Source organism: Streptomyces sp. NPDC047981, from assembly GCF_040653315.1.
In the GTDB taxonomy this organism is placed as follows: Bacteria; Actinomycetota; Actinomycetes; order Streptomycetales; family Streptomycetaceae; genus Streptomyces.
On record NZ_JBEZNQ010000003.1, the window covers coordinates 39,405 to 56,717 of the forward strand.

Annotated in this window: 17 protein-coding genes; 2 read left to right on the forward strand and 15 right to left on the reverse strand. The window is 73.2% G+C overall.

Annotation, left to right across the window (positions count from 1 at the left end; all coding sequences use genetic code 11):
- Positions 1–49 precede the first annotated feature (49 nt).
- Positions 50–937 (reverse strand): helix-turn-helix transcriptional regulator, encoded by an 888-nt coding sequence (locus AB0E14_RS02990; RefSeq protein ID WP_362410966.1) that lies wholly within the window; start codon positions 935–937, stop codon positions 50–52.
- A 93-nt stretch (positions 938–1,030) separates the two neighbouring features.
- Here AB0E14_RS02990 and AB0E14_RS02995 point away from each other — a divergent pair, with 93 nt between their 5' ends.
- Positions 1,031–2,434 (forward strand): MFS transporter, encoded by a 1,404-nt coding sequence (locus AB0E14_RS02995; protein ID WP_362410969.1) that lies wholly within the window; start codon positions 1,031–1,033, stop codon positions 2,432–2,434.
- Here the strand turns inward: AB0E14_RS02995 and AB0E14_RS03000 are convergent.
- From AB0E14_RS03000 to AB0E14_RS03020, 5 genes are all read right to left on the reverse strand, one after another.
- On the reverse strand, positions 2,431–2,784 hold the full coding sequence (locus AB0E14_RS03000; protein WP_362410972.1) for an MmcQ/YjbR family DNA-binding protein: 354 nt from the start codon (positions 2,782–2,784) through the stop codon (positions 2,431–2,433). The two genes, AB0E14_RS02995 and AB0E14_RS03000, sit on opposite strands and share 4 nt — an antisense overlap.
- Positions 2,774–4,084, reverse strand: a complete 1,311-nt coding sequence (locus AB0E14_RS03005) for a hemolysin family protein (protein ID WP_362410975.1) — start codon at positions 4,082–4,084, stop codon at positions 2,774–2,776. Before AB0E14_RS03005 ends, AB0E14_RS03000 begins: the two co-directional genes overlap by 11 nt.
- Positions 4,085–4,103: 19 nt before the next feature.
- Entirely contained in the window at positions 4,104–4,607 is a 504-nt protein-coding gene (gene ybeY / locus AB0E14_RS03010) for an rRNA maturation RNase YbeY (RefSeq protein ID WP_362410978.1), read from the reverse strand.
- Positions 4,608–4,616: 9 nt separating this feature from the next.
- Positions 4,617–5,642 (reverse strand): PhoH family protein, encoded by a 1,026-nt coding sequence (locus tag AB0E14_RS03015; protein ID WP_362410981.1) that lies wholly within the window; start codon positions 5,640–5,642, stop codon positions 4,617–4,619.
- A gap of 106 nt (positions 5,643–5,748) precedes the next feature.
- Positions 5,749–6,864, reverse strand: a complete 1,116-nt coding sequence (locus AB0E14_RS03020; RefSeq protein WP_362410984.1) for a PfkB family carbohydrate kinase — start codon at positions 6,862–6,864, stop codon at positions 5,749–5,751.
- Positions 6,865–7,162: 298 nt separating this feature from the next.
- Here AB0E14_RS03020 and AB0E14_RS03025 point away from each other — a divergent pair, with 298 nt between their 5' ends.
- Positions 7,163–8,491, forward strand: a complete 1,329-nt coding sequence (locus tag AB0E14_RS03025; protein WP_362410987.1) for an MFS transporter — start codon at positions 7,163–7,165, stop codon at positions 8,489–8,491.
- 189 nt (positions 8,492–8,680) lie between these two features.
- Here AB0E14_RS03025 and AB0E14_RS03030 read toward each other — a convergent pair whose 3' ends face one another.
- The 9 genes from AB0E14_RS03030 to AB0E14_RS03070 all read right to left on the reverse strand — a co-directional run bounded on the left by AB0E14_RS03030 (position 8,681) and on the right by AB0E14_RS03070 (position 17,231).
- Positions 8,681–9,682, reverse strand: a complete 1,002-nt coding sequence (locus AB0E14_RS03030; protein WP_362411338.1) for an adenosine deaminase — start codon at positions 9,680–9,682, stop codon at positions 8,681–8,683.
- Positions 9,683–9,721: 39 nt separating this feature from the next.
- Complete coding sequence (locus AB0E14_RS03035) at positions 9,722–10,624, reverse strand: ribonuclease Z (protein ID WP_362410990.1); 903 nt, start codon at positions 10,622–10,624, stop codon at positions 9,722–9,724.
- Between the two features lie 3 nt (positions 10,625–10,627).
- Positions 10,628–10,987, reverse strand: coding sequence for a histidine triad nucleotide-binding protein (locus AB0E14_RS03040; RefSeq protein ID WP_362410993.1), 360 nt, complete (start codon positions 10,985–10,987; stop codon positions 10,628–10,630).
- A gap of 73 nt (positions 10,988–11,060) precedes the next feature.
- Positions 11,061–12,158, reverse strand: a complete 1,098-nt coding sequence (locus AB0E14_RS03045) for a tetratricopeptide repeat protein (protein ID WP_362410997.1) — start codon at positions 12,156–12,158, stop codon at positions 11,061–11,063.
- Positions 12,158–13,243 carry a tetratricopeptide repeat protein gene (locus tag AB0E14_RS03050; RefSeq protein WP_362411000.1) on the reverse strand — a complete coding sequence of 362 codons (1,086 nt, stop codon included), beginning with the start codon at positions 13,241–13,243 and terminating at the stop codon, positions 12,158–12,160. Before AB0E14_RS03050 ends, AB0E14_RS03045 begins: the two co-directional genes overlap by 1 nt.
- On the reverse strand, positions 13,240–14,589 hold the full coding sequence (locus tag AB0E14_RS03055; protein ID WP_362411003.1) for an AAA family ATPase: 1,350 nt from the start codon (positions 14,587–14,589) through the stop codon (positions 13,240–13,242). The genes AB0E14_RS03050 and AB0E14_RS03055 overlap by 4 nt, the downstream gene beginning before the upstream one ends.
- 71 nt (positions 14,590–14,660) lie before the next feature.
- Positions 14,661–15,215, reverse strand: a complete 555-nt coding sequence (locus tag AB0E14_RS03060; protein ID WP_362411006.1) for a GNAT family N-acetyltransferase — start codon at positions 15,213–15,215, stop codon at positions 14,661–14,663.
- Positions 15,216–15,411: 196 nt separating this feature from the next.
- Positions 15,412–16,155 (reverse strand): 16S rRNA (uracil(1498)-N(3))-methyltransferase, encoded by a 744-nt coding sequence (locus AB0E14_RS03065; protein WP_362411009.1) that lies wholly within the window; start codon positions 16,153–16,155, stop codon positions 15,412–15,414.
- Positions 16,152–17,231, reverse strand: coding sequence for a nitronate monooxygenase (locus AB0E14_RS03070; protein ID WP_362411012.1), 1,080 nt, complete (start codon positions 17,229–17,231; stop codon positions 16,152–16,154). Before AB0E14_RS03070 ends, AB0E14_RS03065 begins: the two co-directional genes overlap by 4 nt.
- Positions 17,232–17,313: the final 82 nt, after the last annotated feature.

The window sequence follows — 17,313 nt, forward strand, 5'->3', positions numbered from 1 at the left end:
CGCAGGCCAACGGGTTCCGGCACCCGGCCCGAGCCTCCCTCCCGGACCCTCAGCCCGCGACCGGGTACATCGAGCCGCGCCTTCCCTCCGGGGAGACCAGCCAGGCCAGCTTCGCCTGGGTGTCGGCGAGCGGCAGCGGGGTGTGCATGACGATCGTCAGGTCCGGACGGGCCGGTACCCGCAGCTGCGTGGCCTCCAGGTGGAGTTCGCCGACGACCGGGTGCCCGATCCGCTTGTGGAGCTGGCCGCCCGGGGAGATGTCCCGCCGCTCCCACAGCGCCGCGAACTCCGCGCTCGCCGCCTTCGCCTCCTCCACCACTGCGCGGAAGCCCTCGTCGTCGGGGCAGTCCGAGCAGGCGGCCCGGAACTGGGCGACGATCTGCGGTGCGAGGCGCTCCCAGTCGGCGGCGCGGGAGCGGTAGAGCGGGTCGGTGAAGAAGGAGATCAGGCAGTTCTGCGAGGTCTCGGGCCGCATGCCGAGGACCACCGACGCCGACTCATTGTACATGATCGCGTTCCAGTACACGTCCATGATGTGCGCCGGGAACGGCATCCACGCGTCGATCAGCCGCCGCAGCCCCGCGCACATGTCCCGCGCCGCCGGATCGACCTCGGGCGCGGGCGGGTTGAGGGCGGCGAGGACGTACAGATGGCGGCGCTCGGCCGGGCTGAGCCGCAGCACCCGGGCGACCGAGTCGAGGACCTGCGCGGAGACCGTGATGTCCCGGCCCTGCTCAAGCCACTGGTACCAGGAGACGCCGACGCCCGCGAGGACGGCGACCTCCTCGCGGCGCAGGCCCGGCGTGCGGCGGCGGGCGCCGCCGTCCGGCAGACCGGCCTCGGCGGGGCTGACCCGGGCCCGGCGGCTCATCAGGAACTCGCGCAGCTCGCCCAGTCGGTGCGCCTTGGCGGCGCCGCTCTCGACCGCTGTGACCACGGCTCGCTTCCTCCCCCTGGATGCCTGGTGGTACGACCAACAGGATAAGTTCCCGCTCCCCACGGTTGTTCCGCGGCGCCGAGGGTGTCGTCCATGGCAACGACCCTCGACTCCCCGACCGGCACCTCCGCTCCGCAGGCCCCACCCGCCCTCACCGGCCGCGCCCGGCTGGTCCTCTTCGTGCTGTGCGCCGCCCAGTTCATGGTGGCGCTCGACTTCTCCGTCCTCAACGTGGCACTGCCCGTCCTCGGCGCCGACCTCGGCATGAGCCCGTCCGCGCTCCAGTGGGCGGTGACCGCCTTCGCGCTGCCGTCCGGCGGGTTCCTGCTGCTCTTCGGGCGGATCGGCGACCTGTTCGGGCGCAAGAAGCTGTTCCTCGCGGGCCTGGCGCTCTTCGGCGCGGCCTCGCTGCTCGCGACCTTCGCCTGGGACCCGGCCTCCTTCCTCGCCGGCCGGGCCCTCCAGGGCCTGGGCGCGGCGGCGATCGTGCCCACCGGCATGTCCCTGCTGACCACGACCTTCCCGGAGGGCCCGCAGCGGGCCCGGGCGCTCGGGATCTCCGGCACGCTGATGTCCCTCGGCTTCACCGTCGGCATGATCCTCGGCGGGGTCATGACCGACACCCTCGGCTGGCGCTCGACGATGGCCCTGCTGGCGCTGTTCAGCGTGATCGTGCTGCCGCTCGCCCCCGGTGTGCTGCGCGAGTCGCGGACCGCCGAGCGGCCGCGCCTCGACGTACCGGGCGCGGTGACGGTGACCGGCGGACTGCTCGCCGTGATCTACGCGCTCTCCACGGCCGCCGAGCGCGGCTTCGGCGGGACGGACGTCCTGGTCACGCTGGTGGGCGGGGTGCTGCTGCTCGCGGCCTTCGTGGCGGTCGAGTCCCGGCACGAGACGCCGCTGGTCTCGCTGCCGATGCTGCGCCGCAGGACGGTGGCCTTCGGCAACCTGGGCGGGCTCGTGACCTTCTCGATGATGTCCACGGTCGTCTTCGTGCTGACCCTGTACCTCCAGGAGACCCTGGGCCTGTCGGCCTTCGGCACCGGCCTGGTCTTCGGCGTGCAGGGCGTCCTGTCGGTGCTCGCCGGATCGACGGCCGCGAAGATCATCGGCCGGTTCGGCGCCCGCCGCACGCTGGCGGTCTCGCTGCTCGGCCAGGGCGTCTTCGTGGCCGCCCTGCTGGGCCTCGGCACGGAGTCGGGCGCGGTCTACGCGACCGTCGGCGTCTCGGTGGCGAGCATGTTCCACCTGGCCGCGATCATCTCGTACGGCGTGACCGTCACCTCCGGCGTGCCGGACACGGAGCAGGGCCTGGCGACCGGGCTCGTGACGACGACCCAGCAGGTCGGCATCACCGTCGGCATCCCCCTGCTCGGCGTCCTCGCGACGACGGGACCGAGCCTCTACGACGGGGTGCGCACGGTCCTCGCGATCGACGCGGCCATCGTCCTCGCGGCGGCTCTGCTGGTCGCCGTGGGCCTGCGGAAGCGCGCCTAGGGCCGGTCGAGGCGGAGCCGTACCGCCTTCGGGAGGCCCGCGACCACCAGGTCGTAGCTGTCCTCGACCAGCTCCCGGACCATGCGGTCCGGGAGTTCGCCGACGGTCACCGTGTTCCAGTGGCGCTTGTTCATGTGGTAACCGGGTGCGATCGCCGGGTACTCCTCGCGGAGCCGGACCGCCTCCTCCGGCTCGCACTTGAGGTTGATCCGCAGCGGACTGCCGTCGAGCCAGGACAGCGCGAACATCTTCCCGGCGACCTTGAAGACGGAGGTGTCGGGCCCGAAGGGGAACTCCTCCGTCGCGTCGTTGAACTCCAGGCAGAAGGCGCGCAGCTGGTCAGGCGTCATCGGTCGGCGTCCCTTCCGGGTCGGCCGCCACGGGCTCCACGAGCACGGTCACGATCTTGTTCCGACGGCCCGCGGGGGACTCGGCGGTCAGCCGCAGCGAGCGCCCGTCGGGGAGTTCCACGACCGCCTTGGCACCGGCGATCGGGACCCGGCCGAGCGCCTTGGCGAGCAGTCCGCCGACGGTCTCCACGTCCTCGTCGTCGAACTCGTCCGGGCCGAAGCCGTACAGCTCGCCGAGGTCGCCGATGTCGAGCCGGGCGGTGACCCGGTAGCTGCCCTCGCCCAGGTCCTGGACGGGCGGCAGCTCGCGGTCGTACTCGTCGGTGATCTCGCCGACGATCTCCTCCAGGATGTCCTCGATGGTGACGATCCCGGCCGTGCCGCCGTACTCGTCGATCACGACGGCGACATGGTTGCGCTCCTGCTGCATCTCGCGCAGCAGGTCGCCGGCGTTCTTGGTGTCCGGCACGAAGGTGGCGGGACGCATCGCCGTCGACACCAGGTCGGACTCGGCGTCGCGGTTGATGTGCGTCTTGCGGACCAGGTCCTTCAGATAGACCATGCCGACGATGTCGTCCTCGTTCTCGCCCGTGACCGGGATCCGGGAGAAGCCGGAGCGCAGCGCGAGGGTGAGGGCCTGACGGACGGTCTTGTACCGCTCGATGCAGACGAGGTCGGTGCGCGGCACCATGACCTCCCGTACGAGCGTGTCGCCGAGCTCGAAGACGGAGTGCACCATCCGGCGCTCCTCGTCCTCGATCAGCGACTCCTGCTCGGCCAGGTCGACCATGGCGCGCAGCTCGGCCTCGGAGGCGAAGGGGCCCTTGCGGAAACCCTTGCCGGGGGTGAGCGCGTTGCCGATCAGGATGAGCAGCTGCGGGATCGGGCCCATGATCCGGGCCAGCGGCAGCAGGACGTACGCGGAGGCCGTCGCCGTGTTCAGCGGGTGCTGCCGGCCGATGGTGCGCGGCGAGACGCCGACGGCGACGTACGAGACGAGCACCATGACCGCCATCGCGACGAGCAGCGCCTCCCAGGTCTCGGGGAACTCCTCCAGGCACGCGTAGGTGACGAGCACCCCGGCCGCCATCTCGCAGGAGACCCGGACGAGCAGGGCCACGTTGAGGTAGCGGGTCGGGTCGGCGGCGACCTGCGCCAGCTTCTCCGCGCCGCGCCGCCCGGACCGTACGGCCTCGGCGGCGCGGAAGCTGGAGACGCGGGCGATGCCGGCCTCGGCGCAGGCCGCGAGCCAGGCGACGATCACCAGCGCGACCGCTCCGAGGATGAGCGATGCGTTCATCGGGGGCCCGATCCCCGGGTCAGGAGACGGTGGGCGCCGGGGACGGGCCGGTGAGGCCCTTCTCCGCGCGCCAGCCGTCGACGATGGCCGCCTGGAGGCCGAACATCTCGGCCTTCTCGTCCGGCTCCTCGTGGTCGTAGCCGAGCAGGTGCAGCACTCCGTGGACGGTCAGGAGCTGGAGCTCCTCGTCCATGGAGTGCTGCGTCGGAGCGTCCTTGCCCTGCTGGGTGGCGACCTCGGGGCAGAGCACGATGTCCCCGAGGAGCCCCTGCGGCGGCTCCGCGTTGTCGTCGTCCTTCGCCGGCGGACGCAGCTCGTCCATCGGGAAGGACATGACGTCCGTCGGGCCCGGCAGGTCCATCCACTGGATGTGGAGCTGCTCCATCGCGTCGGCGTCCACGACGATCACCGAGAGCTCGGAGAGGGGGTGGATGCGCATCCGCGCGAGCGCGTAGCGGGCGATGTCGAGGATCGCCTGCTCGTCGACCTCGGTTCCGGACTCGTTGTTGACGTCGATCGACATGGTGCTCTTCTACTGCTTCCCGTTGCGGCTGTCGTACTGCTCGTACGCGTCGACGATACGGCCGACGAGCTTGTGCCGGACGACATCCTGGGAGGTGAGCATGGAGAAGTGGACGTCGGGGACGCCGTCCAGGATGTCCCGGACCTGGCGGAGACCGCTCTTGGTACCGCCGGGCAGGTCGACCTGGGTGATGTCACCGGTGATGACGATCTTGGAATCGAAGCCGAGCCGGGTGAGGAACATCTTCATCTGCTCGGGGTTCGTGTTCTGCGCCTCGTCGAGGATGATGAACGCGTCGTTGAGCGTCCGGCCTCGCATGTACGCCAGCGGCGCGACCTCGATCGTGCCCGAGGCCATCAGCTTCGGGATCGAGTCGGGGTCGAGCATGTCGTGCAGGGCGTCGTAGAGCGGCCGCAGGTACGGGTCGATCTTCTCGTAGAGCGTGCCGGGCAGGAAGCCGAGCCGCTCGCCCGCCTCGACGGCCGGCCGGGTCAGGATGATCCGGGTGACCTGCTTGGACTGCAGGGCCTGGACCGCCTTGGCCATGGCCAGATACGTCTTTCCGGTGCCCGCGGGGCCGATGCCGAAGACGATCGTGTGCTTGTCGATCGCGTCGACGTACCGCTTCTGGTTGAGGGTCTTGGGGCGGATGGTGCGGCCGCGGCTGGAGAGGATGTTCTGCGTGAGCACCTCGGCCGGGGTCTCCTGGCCTGCCTCCGCCTTGCCGTTCTCGCTCGCCCTGAGCATGGCGATCGAGCGTTCCACTGCGTCCTCCGTCATCGGCTGTCCGGTGCGGAGCACCAGCATCATCTCGTCGAACAGGCGCTGGATGAGGGCGACTTCCGCCGCTTCTCCCACTGCGCTGACCTGGTTGCCCCTGACATGGATGTCGGCCTTCGGGAACGCTTCCTCGATCACACGGAGGAGCGCGTCACCGGAACCGAGCACGGTCACCATCGGATGCTTGGCGGGGACGGTGAAGTGGGCGCGGGTCTCGCCCGACGCGCCGTTGGGGGCTGTGGGTGTCTGAGTCATGGGCCGGCACTGTGGCCTGCACATACCTCCCGTTGCAGGGTTCTCGCTGCTCGACAACCTCTGGGTTACCAAGCCTACGACTTGTCGCTGACACGACCGAAGGCTTTTACGAGGGGGCCGCTCTGAACCCGATCGTCGGCACCGCACGGCGCAGGGGCCAGGGTCGGGTGGCGGCCGGGAGCATGCGCTCCAGGAAGGCGTAGCGGGCGCGCAGGGCCTCCGGGTCCTGGCAGACGTGCTCCTGGACGTGCTCCCACCAGGCGGCGACCTCGCCCCAGCCCGGGGCGGAGAGCGAGCCGCCGAACTCCTGCACGGAGAGCGCGGCGATCAGCCCGGCGAAGGCCAGCCGGTCGGCGAGCGGCCAGCCCGCGAGCGTCCCGGTGACGAACCCGGCCACGAAGACGTCCCCGGCGCCGGTCGGGTCGAGGGCGGACACCTCGATGGCGGGCACCTCCGCGGTCTCGCCGGTGGCCCCGTCGACCGCGTACGCGCCCTCGGCACCGAGGGTGACCACGGCGTAGCGGACCTTGTCGGCGAGCGCCCGCGCGGCGGTCCTCGGGCAGTCGGTGCGGGTGTAGCGCATGGCCTCCTGGGCGTTGGGCAGGAAGGCCTCGCAGTGCGCCAGATCGGCCAGGCCGGCCAGGTCCCAGCGGCCCGTGTCGTCCCAGCCGACGTCGGCGAAGACCTTCGCGCCGCCCCGCGCGGCCCGGGCGACCCACTCCTCGGACCGGCCGGGCACGAGCGAGGCGACGGCGGCCCTGGCGGGCGGCGGGTAGGCGGGCAGGGCGCCGTCCAGCGGCGGGGCCTCGTGGCCGTGGGAGACCATCGTGCGCTCGCCCTCGTACGCCATGGAGACGGTGACCGGGGAGTGCCAGCCGGGGACGGTCCGGGAGAGCGAGAGGTCGATGCCCTCGCCCTGCTCCAGGGCGTCCCAGCAGTACTCGCCGTAGTGATCGTCGCCGAAGGCGGCGGCGAGCGAGGTGCGCAGGCCGAGGCGGGCGAGTGCGGTGGCCATGTTGGCGACGCCGCCGGGGCTCGACCCCATGCCCCTGGCCCAGGACTCGGTGCCGCGCACGGGGGCGCTGTCGAGGCCGGTGAAGATGATGTCGAGGAAGACCGTGCCGGTGAGGAAGACGTCGCAGGCGGGGTCGCCGGGCTCGCGCAGACGCACCAACGGGTCGACCCCCGCGTCGCGTTGCTGGTCTCCTCGTGCTGTGGTCACGGCCTGCTCCCGTCCGTGGTGCCGATCAGGCCAGTGTGCCTGATGGGGGCGGGGCGACAGGGGTGACGCGGGACGGAGAACCGCGCGCGTTTACCCGGGCGACCACCCCCCAAACCCCATAGTGACCCAGATCACAAATGGAATGGGGGCTTTCCGCCCTCTTCGGGCTTCTCCGGGCCCACGATCACTTGATACGAATGTCCCCGCGACCCCGTTGGCCCGCGACCCCGACCCCCGGGATCCCGTGCACACACCGGGCGCTCCACCCCTCCTCGCCCTCCCGTTCCCTGGAACGCCCATGTCGTCGCGCCCGCGTGCCCTGGGGCCTCTCGTCGCCCTGTTCACGGCCGGTTATCTCGCTCCGTACCTGCTGCCCACCGTCGTCGGCAGACTCTCCGCCGGACTCGGCCTGACCCCGGCCCAGGCGGGCCTGGTCGGCTCGGTCCTGCTGCTCGCCTCCGCCTCGGCCGGCTTCACCCTGGCCTCCCGCGTGGAACGGATCGGACCGCGCCGCGCGGCACGGTTCGGGCTCGGCGCGATGATCCTCGGCTACGGCTCCGCGGCCCTGACCGCGAGCGTGCCGCTGGTCGTCGGCGGCGCGGTCGTGGGCGGCTTCGGCTCCGGTACGGCCCTGGCGGTGGCCGCCGCCGGCATCGCCGCCCAGCGGGACCCGCACCGGGCGTCCACGCTCGGCCTGCTCACCGTCTCGGCGACGGCCGGCGCGCTCTACCTCACGCTGCCCCACCTCGGCGGCGGCCACGGGCTGCCGTTCGCGTCCATCGCGGTGGCGGCGGCGCTGGTGTGGCCGCTGACGGGCGCGCTGGGGAGCGGGGCCGGGCACGGTCCCGTACCGACGCCGTCCAGGGGCGAGGGAACCCCACTCCCCCACCGCCGCTCCGGCCTCGTCCTCGCCGCCGCGATCCTGTGCTGGTCCATGGCCCAGAACGCCCTGTGGGGCGTCAGCGGCCGGATCGGGCTCACCCAGGCCGGGCTGAGCGAGGTCACCGTCGGCGCCGTCTTCGCGGTGGCCCTGGGAGCCGGGCTCGCGGGCGTGACGGCCGCGGGGGCGCTCGGCTCACGGCTCGGCCGGGCCGCGCCGATCGGGGCGGGCACGGCGATCATCGCCGTCTGCGTGCTGGTGAGCTCGGGCGCGGAGAGCCTGCCGGCGTTCGCGGCCGGCGAGATCCTGTGGAACGTCTTCTACCCGGTCGTCCTGTCCTACCTGCTCGGCCTCGCGGCGTCCCTCGACCCGCGCGGACGGTGGGCGGTGCTCGTCGGCTCCGCGTCCTCGCTGGGCGTGGCCTGCGGCCCGGTCACCGGCAGCCTCCTGTCCGAACAGGCCGGCTACCCGGGCATGGGCGTGGTCCTGTGCGCCCTGCTCCTGCTGGCGGCGGCCCCGATGACGGCGGTCGCCCTGCACACCTCCGGCCGCCCCCTGGTCCCCGGCTCGATCCGCCGCCGCGGCGGCGCCCCTGCGGCGGTCCTGGCGGGCACGACGGGCTCGACACCGGGCCTGGTGCCGCAGATGGGCGCGCCGGAACAGGAGATCGCGGAGATCCCGGTCCCCGCCCGGCGCCGCGCGGACCGCCGCGCCTTCGGCCTGGCCCGCCCGAGCGACCGCGGCTGAGTCGGGGGCCGGGGCTCTTTCCCACCCCGCCCCTTCCCGAACCGGGGGCAAGCCCCCAGGCCCCCGGGAGCCGGGTTCCAGCCCCGCCGGCGTTTGAGCGCGGGTCCGGGGCGGAGCCCCGGTTCGGGAAGGGGCGGGGTGGGGAAGAGGCCCCGCGCAGCGGCCCACCCGCACCCGAACCCCCGCCCCCTATTCCCCCGCAGGGAACTCGTACGCCTCCACCTCCGCGAGATACCGCGCCCGCCGCTCCTCCTCGTCGTCCAGGAACGCCGCCTCGAACGAGTTCCGCGCCAGCGTCCGCAGCTGCTCCGGCTCCAGCCCCAACGCCCCCCGCACCGCCGCGAAGTTGTCCCCCACGTACCCCCCGAAGTACGCGGGGTCGTCGGAGTTCACCGTCGCGACGAGCCCGGCGTCGAGCATGGCGGCCAGCGGGTGGTCCTCCAGGACGTCGATCGCCCGCAGCCGTACGTTCGACAGCGGGCAGAGCGTCAGCGGCACCCGCTCCCGTACGAGCCGGGACACCAGCTCCGGGTCCTCCATGCAGCGCAGCCCGTGGTCCACGCGCTCCACGCCCAGGACGTCCAGGGCCTCGCGGATGTACTCCGGAGGGCCCTCCTCGCCCGCGTGGGCGACCCTGCGCAGGCCGAGCTCCTCGGCCGCCGCGTACACCTCGCGGAACTTCGACGGCGGGTGGCCGACCTCCGCCGAGTCCAGGCCGACACCGGTGATCCGGTGCAGATACGGCTTCGCGGCCTCCAGCGTCGCCATCGCCGACTCGGCGGACTCGTCCCGCAGGAAGCACATGATCAGCCGGGTCGAGACGCCGTGCCGCTCCTCGGCCCGGTCGAGCGCGGCGGCGAGCCCCTCGACCACCGTGCCCATCGGCACACCGCGCGCGGTGTGCGCCTGCGGGTCGAAGAAGATCTCGGCGTGCCGCACGCCCTGCGCCGCCGCCCGCGCCAGATACGCGTCGGCCAGCTCGGTGAAGTCCCGCGCCGTGTGCAGGACCCCCATCAGCTCGTAGTACAGGTCGAGGAAGGACTGCAGGTCGCTGAAGCGGTACGCCTCGCGCAGCTCCTCGGTGGACGCGTACGGCAGCTCCACGCCGTTGCGCGCGGCGAGCGCGAACGCCAGCTCGGGTTCGAGGGTGCCTTCGATGTGGAGGTGGAGTTCGGCCTTGGGGAGGTGCATGGGCATGGCCTGGTCTTTCCGGTCTTTCATGTCTTCCGTCTATCGCTTGGGGAGGGGCACCCGCATGAGGTCCTGGGCGATGCTCAGCTCGCCGTCGAACCCGGCCTCCCGCGCCTGCCGTTCGAACTCCGCGGGATCGCCGTACCGCTGCGAGAAGTGCGTCAGGACGAGGTGGCGCACCCCCGCCTCGCGCGCGACGTTCGCGGCCTGTCCTGCCGTCAGATGGCCGTGGTCGGTGGCGAGCCTGACGTCCTCGTCGAGGAAGGTCGACTCGATGACGAGCATGTCGGCGCCCTCGGCGAGCGCGTGCACGCCGTCGCAGAGCCGGGTGTCCATGACGAACGCGAACCGCTGCCCGCGCCGGACCTCGCTGACCGACTCGAGCGTCACTCCGTCGAGGACGCCGTCCCGCTGGATCCGGCCGACGTCCGGGCCCTTGATGCCGTGCGCGGCGAGCCGCTCGGGCAGGATGCGGCGCCCGTCGGGCTCGGTGAGCCGGTAGCCGTACGACTCGACCGGGTGGGAGAGCTTGCACGCGTCGAGGGTGTACGCGTCTGTGACGGCGAGGGGGCCGTCGGCGGCCACCGGGGCCTCCGCCAGCCGCACCGTCTCGCGGTAGGCCGTCGCGTACCGCAGGCGCTCGAAGAAGCGCTGCCCGCTCGCCGGGTAGTGCGCGGTGACCGGGTGCGGGACCTGGTCCAGGTTGATCCGCTGGATGACCCCGGCCAGACCGAGCGAGTGGTCGCCGTGGAAGTGCGTGACGCAGATCCGGTCGATGTCGTGGGCGGCGACCCCGGCCCTGAGCATCTGGCGCTGGGTGCCCTCGCCCGGGTCGAACAGGATGCCCTGCCCGTCCCAGCGCAGCAGGTACCCGTTGTGGTTGCGGTGCCGGGTCGGGACCTGGCTGGCGGTCCCGAGCACGACGAGTTCACGTACGGACACGGCTTATCCGGGGGGCCAGTTGAGGCCGCGGCCGCCGAGGACGTGCGCGTGGGCGTGGAAGACGGTCTGGCCCGCGCCGGCGCCGGTGTTGAGGACGATCCGGAAGCCGGTGCCGTCGATCTTCTCCTGGGCGGCGACCTCGCCGGCCTCGCGCAGCATGTCCGCGGCGACCGTCGGCGCGGCGGCGGCCAGGCTGGCGGCGTCGGGGTAGTGGAGGCGCGGGATGACGAGCACGTGCGTGGGCGCCTGCGGGTTGATGTCCCGGAAGGCGAGGGTCGTCTCCGTCTCGCGCACGATCGTCGCCGGAACCTCCCCGTCCGCGATCTTGCAGAACAGGCAGTCGCTCTGCGGCTCTCCGGTCATGGCCCGGGCCTCCTCGCCTTCGGTGATCAGCTACCCGGGCATCGTATCGGCCGGGTCACCGCCGCCGCTCGGGTCACCGCCCGGGGTGGGGCGCGGGCGCGCGGCGCTGCAGGGCGGAGCGGCTCACCCAGTAGGTGATGACCACGGCCCAGAAGAGCGGGTAGCCGAGCATCCTGAAGGCCGACGCGTCGAGCGTCCACAGCGCCATCGAGACCGCCGAGTGGAGGCCCAGGAGGCCCACCGCCCCCGCCATGGCGAGGACGGGCCGGCAGTTGCGCGCCACCAGGAGCAGCGGACGGCGCAGCCGGGACGGTATCCGGCGGATGTTCCACAGCGCCCAGCCGGCCCAGCCGCCGACGAGGACGGTCAGGGCGATCCCGTACGCGACGAGGCCCTCGTCCGCCGGGCCGTCGCGGAGGGATCCCGAACCGATCGCGGCCGCCAGGTAGCCGGCCAGAGCCACCCAGCGGGCGCCCGCCGCGGCGCCCCAGGCCATGGTCTCCAGGTTGTAGCGGGCCTGCCGGTCGTTCAGGTCGAGTGCGGCGGACTCCACGAACCCCTCGGCGGCCTTCGTCCACGCCCCGCGCCGGAACCAGCGGCGGCGCAGGTGCAGCAGCGAGAGGTTGTTGTGCGCCTCGCTGCTCTCCGGGTCGAGCCGCAGCGCGGTCTCGTAGGCCTGCTGGGCGATGCGGTGGTTGCCGGTGCGCTGCGCGGTGAGACCGACGAGGAAGTGCGCGTCGCTCTCCTCGGGTGCGAGCGCGACGGCGGTGCGGGCCGCCTCGTACGCCTCGCGCCGGCGTTCCATGCGGACGGAGCGGTCGAGGACCGTGCCGAGCGCGTAGTGGCTGCCCCAGTACTGCGGGGCGAGTTCGACGGAGTGCCGGGCGGCCTGCTCGGCCTCCTCGTACCGCCGCAGCGCGAGCAGGATGTGGGTGCGCATCAACCAGCCCGGCAGCGCGTCGGGATCGGCGCGCAGGGCCCGCTCGACGGTGTCGAGCGCCTCCCGCTCCCGGCCGAGGCGGTGCTGGCAGCGGGCCAGGAGGACGAGCGCGGCCCCGTCGTCCGGGTCGTTCGCCAGGTGCTGGGCGGCGAGGGCGGCCGCCTGCTCGTACCGCCCGACGTCGAAGAGCGCGTCCGCCCGGTCGAGGACGCGGTCCGGCGCGGCGCTCATCAGACCTTGTTCCGGTCGTGGGTGATGCTGAGCAGGTTCGGTACGAGTCCGAGCCAGAACAGGACCTGGGGAACGGTCCGGTCGGCCCAGGGCACGAGGACGATCAGCAGGGCGCAGAGCGTGGCGAGGATGGCCTGGCCGAGGACGATCCGGGGCCAGACGAGCCGCCGCAGGAGGTCGCGTACGGTCATCTGCGCGCCGGTGCGCATGCGCCGGTAGCGGCGCAGGGCGCCGAAGCCCCATACGGCCGCCATCAGCGCGAGTGCCCAGAGCCGGGTGCCGAGATGGACGGGGAGTTCCTTCGCGTCCGCGCCGTCGGTCGGGAAGACGTCGACGACGACGCCCGCCATGACCAGGCAGAGCAGGGCGAGCCACCGCGTCCCGCGCAGCATCCGGTAGACGGCCCTGTCGAGGTCCTTGCGGAGCCAGTTGGCGTCGGGGGCGGCGGCGAGGCCGCCGGCATAGAGGTCGGCGGCCTGCGCGGCGGAGGTGCCGGGCCTGGCGGCCTCGTCCTGGGTGGCCATCGTCACGGCCAGGGTGTTGGTGGGGTCGATCCGCAGGAGCTGCCGGACGGCCTCGTCGGCGAGGTCGGGGCGCCGGTTGAAGAGGGCGAGCTTGTACAGGGCCTCCCACGCGCGGGTCTCCTCCGGCCCCAGCCGGACGGCCTCCTGCGCCTCGGCGAGCCCCTCGGCGACCGCCGCCGCGTCGCCTCCCGGGAACCGGTCGCGTACGAACGGCATCAGCTCGGCGCGCACGGCACGCGGCGCCCAGTAGTCGGGGTCGAGACGGATGGTCTCCCGCATCGCCTCCTCGGCGTCGTGCGGCCGCCCCTGCCGCCGCAGCGCGACACCGCGGATGTAGTGCCCGAAGGCGAAGTCGGGGGCGTGGGCCAGCGCCGCGTCGGCAGCGGCCTGGCCCTCGGCGCACCGGTCCTCGGCGAGGAGGCAGCGGGCGAGCAGCACCAGGGCGTGGTGGTCGTCGGGGGCCTCGGCGATGCATCGGGCGACCCGCTCCCGGCTCTCGGCGTACCGGCCCAAGTCGTACAGCAGCTCGGCCTGTTCGAACTGCGCGTTCTTCACACTCACAGCTTCCGCTTCTTCTTCAGGTGGGCGACGAGGTCGTCGTACATGCCGCCGTCGTTGGCGAACATCGCCACGTTGCGGGCGGAGGCGAACCAGGCCTCGCTCGACGGCTTCAGCTGCTTCGCCGCGCCCAGCAGGTCCTTCATGTTGATCATGCGAACGGTGCCGGTGCGGGCCGAGTCGAGGAGGGCGGACTCGGCGGCGGTCTCGCAGAGATGGGCGAGGTCGGCGCCGGAGAAGTCCTCGGTGGCCTTCACCAGCTTGCCCAGGTCGACCGATTCGATGGGCCGCTCACGCAGGTGGTAGCGGAGGATCGCCTCGCGCGCGGGGGCGTCCGGCGGCAGCACGAGCAGCGTGCGGTCGAGCCGGCCGGGGCGGCGCAGCGCGAGGTCCACGTCCCAGGGGACGTTGGTGGCGGCCAGGACGAACACGCCCTCGTTCTCTGCGCCGTCGACACCGTCGAGCTCGGTGAGGAGCTGGTTGACGACGTTGCGCAGTCCACTGTGATGCGTACGGGAGCGCTTGGCTCCGAGGGCGTCCAGCTCGTCGAGGAAGACGACGCACGGAGCCTGGGCACGGGCGGTCTCGAAGATGTCGTGGACGTTCTTCTCCGACGTGCCGATGTACATGTCGAGGATGTCGGAGAGCGAGACCGAGATGAAGTTCGCGCCCAGTTCACCGGCGACGGCGCGGGCGATGAAGGTCTTGCCGCAGCCGGGCGGGCCGTAGAGGAGCAGGCCGCCGCGGAGCGACTTGCCGTACAGCTTGCGGAGTTCGGGGTTGCGCATGGGCGCGAGGAAGGCGGCCTCCAGGCGGTCCTTGACCTCCTGCATGCCGCCGACGTCCGCGAGGCGTACGGAGCCGGGGGCGTCGACGTCCCAGGCCGAGGCGTCCCCGGGGTCGCCGCTGCCGTCGGCGGTGAGCGGCGCCTCGATCCCCTCCGCCGGTCCGGTCACGAAGCGGGGCCCGACGACGTCACCGACCTCCTGCTCGGCGGCGGCCCAGTCGAAGGCGGGGGTTCCGGCCGGGGTCGCGGCCGCCGGAGTCGCGGCCGAGGCGTCGTCCGGGGTGCCGGCCGGGGTCTCGGCCGGGGTCTCCGGATCCGCGGAGGGGGTCGCGGCGACAGCAGTGGCGGGCGTCGCGGGCAGTCCCATCGCGCGGACCATAAGGGCGCGGGCGGCCGAGTCCCCGGGCGCGTGCTGAAGGGCGACGGCCGCCTCCGTGACGGCCTCGTCGCCCCGCCCCTCCGCGAGGAGCAGTTCGGCGAAGTGGAGCCGCAGGGGCACGTCTTGCGGTGCGGCGGAGACGGCGGCGCGCAGGCTACGGATCAGGGGTGACTCGTCGGGCATGCGGCCCAGCCTAGGGAGCGGGCCCGGGCCCCCGTCCACCGGGTTCCGGCAACCGAGAGGGCTCGCGCGGGTCAACCCCGGGCCCTGGACTCCCACTCCCGTCGCGCGATCCGGTGGAGCACGCACGGGCGCAGCGGCCCTTCGGGCACGCTGAGGTCCTCGAAGTCGTCGGCCGGGTCACGGGTCATGCCGATGCGGCGCATCACGGCCTGGGAGCGGAGGTTGCGGACGGTCGTCGACGCGAGCACCTCCGCGAGCCCGAGCGTCTCGAAGGCGAAGGCAAGGCAGGCCAGTCCGGCCTCGGTCGCGTAACCGCGCCCCCACGCCGAGCGCGTCAGCCGCCAGCCGACGTCCACGCCCGTGAACGGCGTGTCCGGGCTCATCTCGTCAAGCCCGGCCCGGCCGACGAACGCGCCGGACCCGCGCTCCTCCAAGGCCCACCAACCGAAGCCCCGACGCTCGAAATCGGCCCGCATCGCCGCCACCGTGGCATCGCTCTGCTCACGCGTCAGGAGCTCGCCGAGGTGTTCGCGGATCTCGGGATCGGCGTTCATCGCCGCCCACGGCGCGAGGTCGGACTCCCGCCACGGGCGGAGGAGGAGACGGTCGGTGCGCAGCTCTGGCATGGCGCGGAGCCAAGCAGATCACCGGCCGCCGCGTCGACGGAAATACCGTCCGCGGCGCGGGAGTACGGGGCCGGTGTACGAGGCCGGGGTACGCTCCGGGTCTGCTGAACGGGGCCGGGGTCCGGGGCCGGGGTCCGCGTCCGGAGCCCGGGTCCGGGGCCGGGGTCCGCGTCCGGGGCCGGGGGCCGGACGCGTGCTAGCTCCAGCGGCCCGTACGGCCCAGCAGCAGCGCCGTCGCCGCCGTGCCCGCCGTCGACGTGCGCAGCACGCTGTGCCCGAGCCGGTACGGCTTCGCGCCCGCCTCCTCGAAGGCCGCCAACTCCTCCGGGGAGACGCCCCCTTCGGGTCCGACGACGAGCACGATCTCACCCTCCACGGGGAGTTCGGCGTCGGCGAGCGCGCCGCTGGGGTGGTCCCGGTCCTCGTGCAGGACGGCGGCGAAGTCGGCGCCGGCGAGGAGCGCCGCGACCTGCTTGGTGGTCATCGCGTCGGCGACCTCGGGGAAGCGGTTGCGGCGCGACTGCTTGCCCGCCTCGCGCGCGGTGGCGCGCCACTTGGCGAGGGCCTTGAGCCCGCGGTCGCCCTTCCACTGGGTGATGCACCGGGACGCGGCCCACGGCACGATCGCGTCGACACCGGTCTCCGTCATGATCTCGACGGCCAGTTCGCCCCGGTCGCCCTTGGGCAGCGCCTGGACGACAGTGATGCGGGGCGCGGGCTCGGCCTCCTCGTAGGTACCGGAGACCTGGACGGTCAGCTGGTCCTTGCCCTCGGCGGACAGCACGACGCACTCGGCCCAGGTGCCGCGCCCGTCGGTGAGGACGACGTCCTCCCCCGCGCGCAGCCGCTTCACGGAGACGGCGTGACGGCCCTCGGGGCCGTCCAGGAGGAAGGGGCCGTTGCCGGGGACGGCCTCGACGACGAAGACGGGTGCGGTCATGAGGCGGTGCTCCTGTGGGCCTGCGCGGTGAGTGCGGTGTCGAGTTCGGCGGCCAGCACCTCGACGAGCTGGCCGGCCGGGAGGTCGCGGGCGAGCCGGTGCCCCTGGCCGGCCCACAGGGCCATGCCCTGGGCGTCGCCGGCGGTGGCGGCGGCCTTGCGGAGGGGGGCGGTGAGGTGGTGGACCTCGGGGTAGGCGGCGGGGGCGTACCGCCCGTGCTCGCGCATGAAGCGGTTGACGAGCCCGCGCGCGGGGCGGCCGGAGAAGGCCCGGGTGAGCTCGGTCCGGACGAAGAGCGGGTTGGTCAGGGCCTGCTTGTGCAGCGCGTGCGCGCCCGACTCGGGGCAGACGAGGAAAGCGGTGCCGAGCTGGGCGGCGTCGGCCCCGGCGGCGAGGACGGCGGCGATCTGCGCGCCGCGCATGATCCCGCCGGCGGCGACGATCGGCAGCTGGACGGTCTCCCGGACCTGGGTGACGAGCGTGAGGAGCCCCGTCCCGGCGAGCGCGGCGTCCGGGTCGTCGCGGTGCGTGCCCTGGTGGCCGCCGGCCTCGACGCCCTGCACGCAGACGGCGTCGGCCCCGGCCCACTGGGCGGCCTGGGCCTCTTCGGCGGAGGTGACGGTGACGACGGTGAGCGTACCGGCGCGGGCGAAGGCGTCGAAGGTGCCGCGGTCGGGGCAGCCGAAGGTGAAGGAGACGACGGGGACGGGGTCGTCGAGCAGGATCGCCAGTTTGGCGTCGTACGCGTCGTCCCGCCCGTTGTCGGGGTCGCCGAGGGCCGTCTCGTACCAGGTGGCCTCGCCGGTCAGCTGGTGCCGGTAGACGTCGACGGAGGCGGAGTCGGCGTGCTGTCCGCCGGGCGGCATGAAGAGGTTGACCCCGAAGGGCTGACCGGTCAGCCCGCGCACCTGCTTGATCTCCTGGTAGAGCCCGCCGGCGGTCTTGTACCCCCCGGCGAGGAACCCGAGCCCCCCGGCCTCGCACACCGCCCCGACGAGCTGCGGACCGGACGCGCCGCCCGCCATGGGGGCCTGCACGATCGGGTACCGGGAGAGATCGTTCAGCGCGGTGGACATGCAGGCATCGTGTCATACGGGAAGGGCGGCACCCGCTCGAAGCGGATGCCGCCCTTCCAGGCACAACGCGGGCTCAGCGCCC

What these genes read in the sequence shown, in the direction of transcription:
- AB0E14_RS02995 (WP_362410969.1), top strand. Translation starts at nt 1,031, where the DNA reads ATGGCAACGACCCTCGACTCCCCGACCGGCACCTCCGCTCCGCAGGCC.
- AB0E14_RS03000 (WP_362410972.1), bottom strand. Translation starts at nt 2,784, where the DNA reads ATGACGCCTGACCAGCTGCGCGCCTTCTGCCTGGAGTTCAACGACGCG.
- AB0E14_RS03005 (WP_362410975.1), bottom strand. Translation starts at nt 4,084, where the DNA reads ATGAACGCATCGCTCATCCTCGGAGCGGTCGCGCTGGTGATCGTCGCC.
- ybeY (WP_362410978.1), bottom strand. Translation starts at nt 4,607, where the DNA reads ATGTCGATCGACGTCAACAACGAGTCCGGAACCGAGGTCGACGAGCAG.
- AB0E14_RS03015 (WP_362410981.1), bottom strand. Translation starts at nt 5,642, where the DNA reads ATGACTCAGACACCCACAGCCCCCAACGGCGCGTCGGGCGAGACCCGC.
- AB0E14_RS03025 (WP_362410987.1), top strand. Translation starts at nt 7,163, where the DNA reads ATGTCGTCGCGCCCGCGTGCCCTGGGGCCTCTCGTCGCCCTGTTCACG.
- AB0E14_RS03030 (WP_362411338.1), bottom strand. Translation starts at nt 9,682, where the DNA reads ATGCACCTCCCCAAGGCCGAACTCCACCTCCACATCGAAGGCACCCTC.
- AB0E14_RS03040 (WP_362410993.1), bottom strand. Translation starts at nt 10,987, where the DNA reads ATGACCGGAGAGCCGCAGAGCGACTGCCTGTTCTGCAAGATCGCGGAC.
- AB0E14_RS03045 (WP_362410997.1), bottom strand. Translation starts at nt 12,158, where the DNA reads ATGAGCGCCGCGCCGGACCGCGTCCTCGACCGGGCGGACGCGCTCTTC.
- AB0E14_RS03055 (WP_362411003.1), bottom strand. Translation starts at nt 14,589, where the DNA reads ATGCCCGACGAGTCACCCCTGATCCGTAGCCTGCGCGCCGCCGTCTCC.
- AB0E14_RS03060 (WP_362411006.1), bottom strand. Translation starts at nt 15,215, where the DNA reads ATGCCAGAGCTGCGCACCGACCGTCTCCTCCTCCGCCCGTGGCGGGAG.
- AB0E14_RS03065 (WP_362411009.1), bottom strand. Translation starts at nt 16,155, where the DNA reads ATGACCGCACCCGTCTTCGTCGTCGAGGCCGTCCCCGGCAACGGCCCC.
- AB0E14_RS03070 (WP_362411012.1), bottom strand. Translation starts at nt 17,231, where the DNA reads ATGTCCACCGCGCTGAACGATCTCTCCCGGTACCCGATCGTGCAGGCC.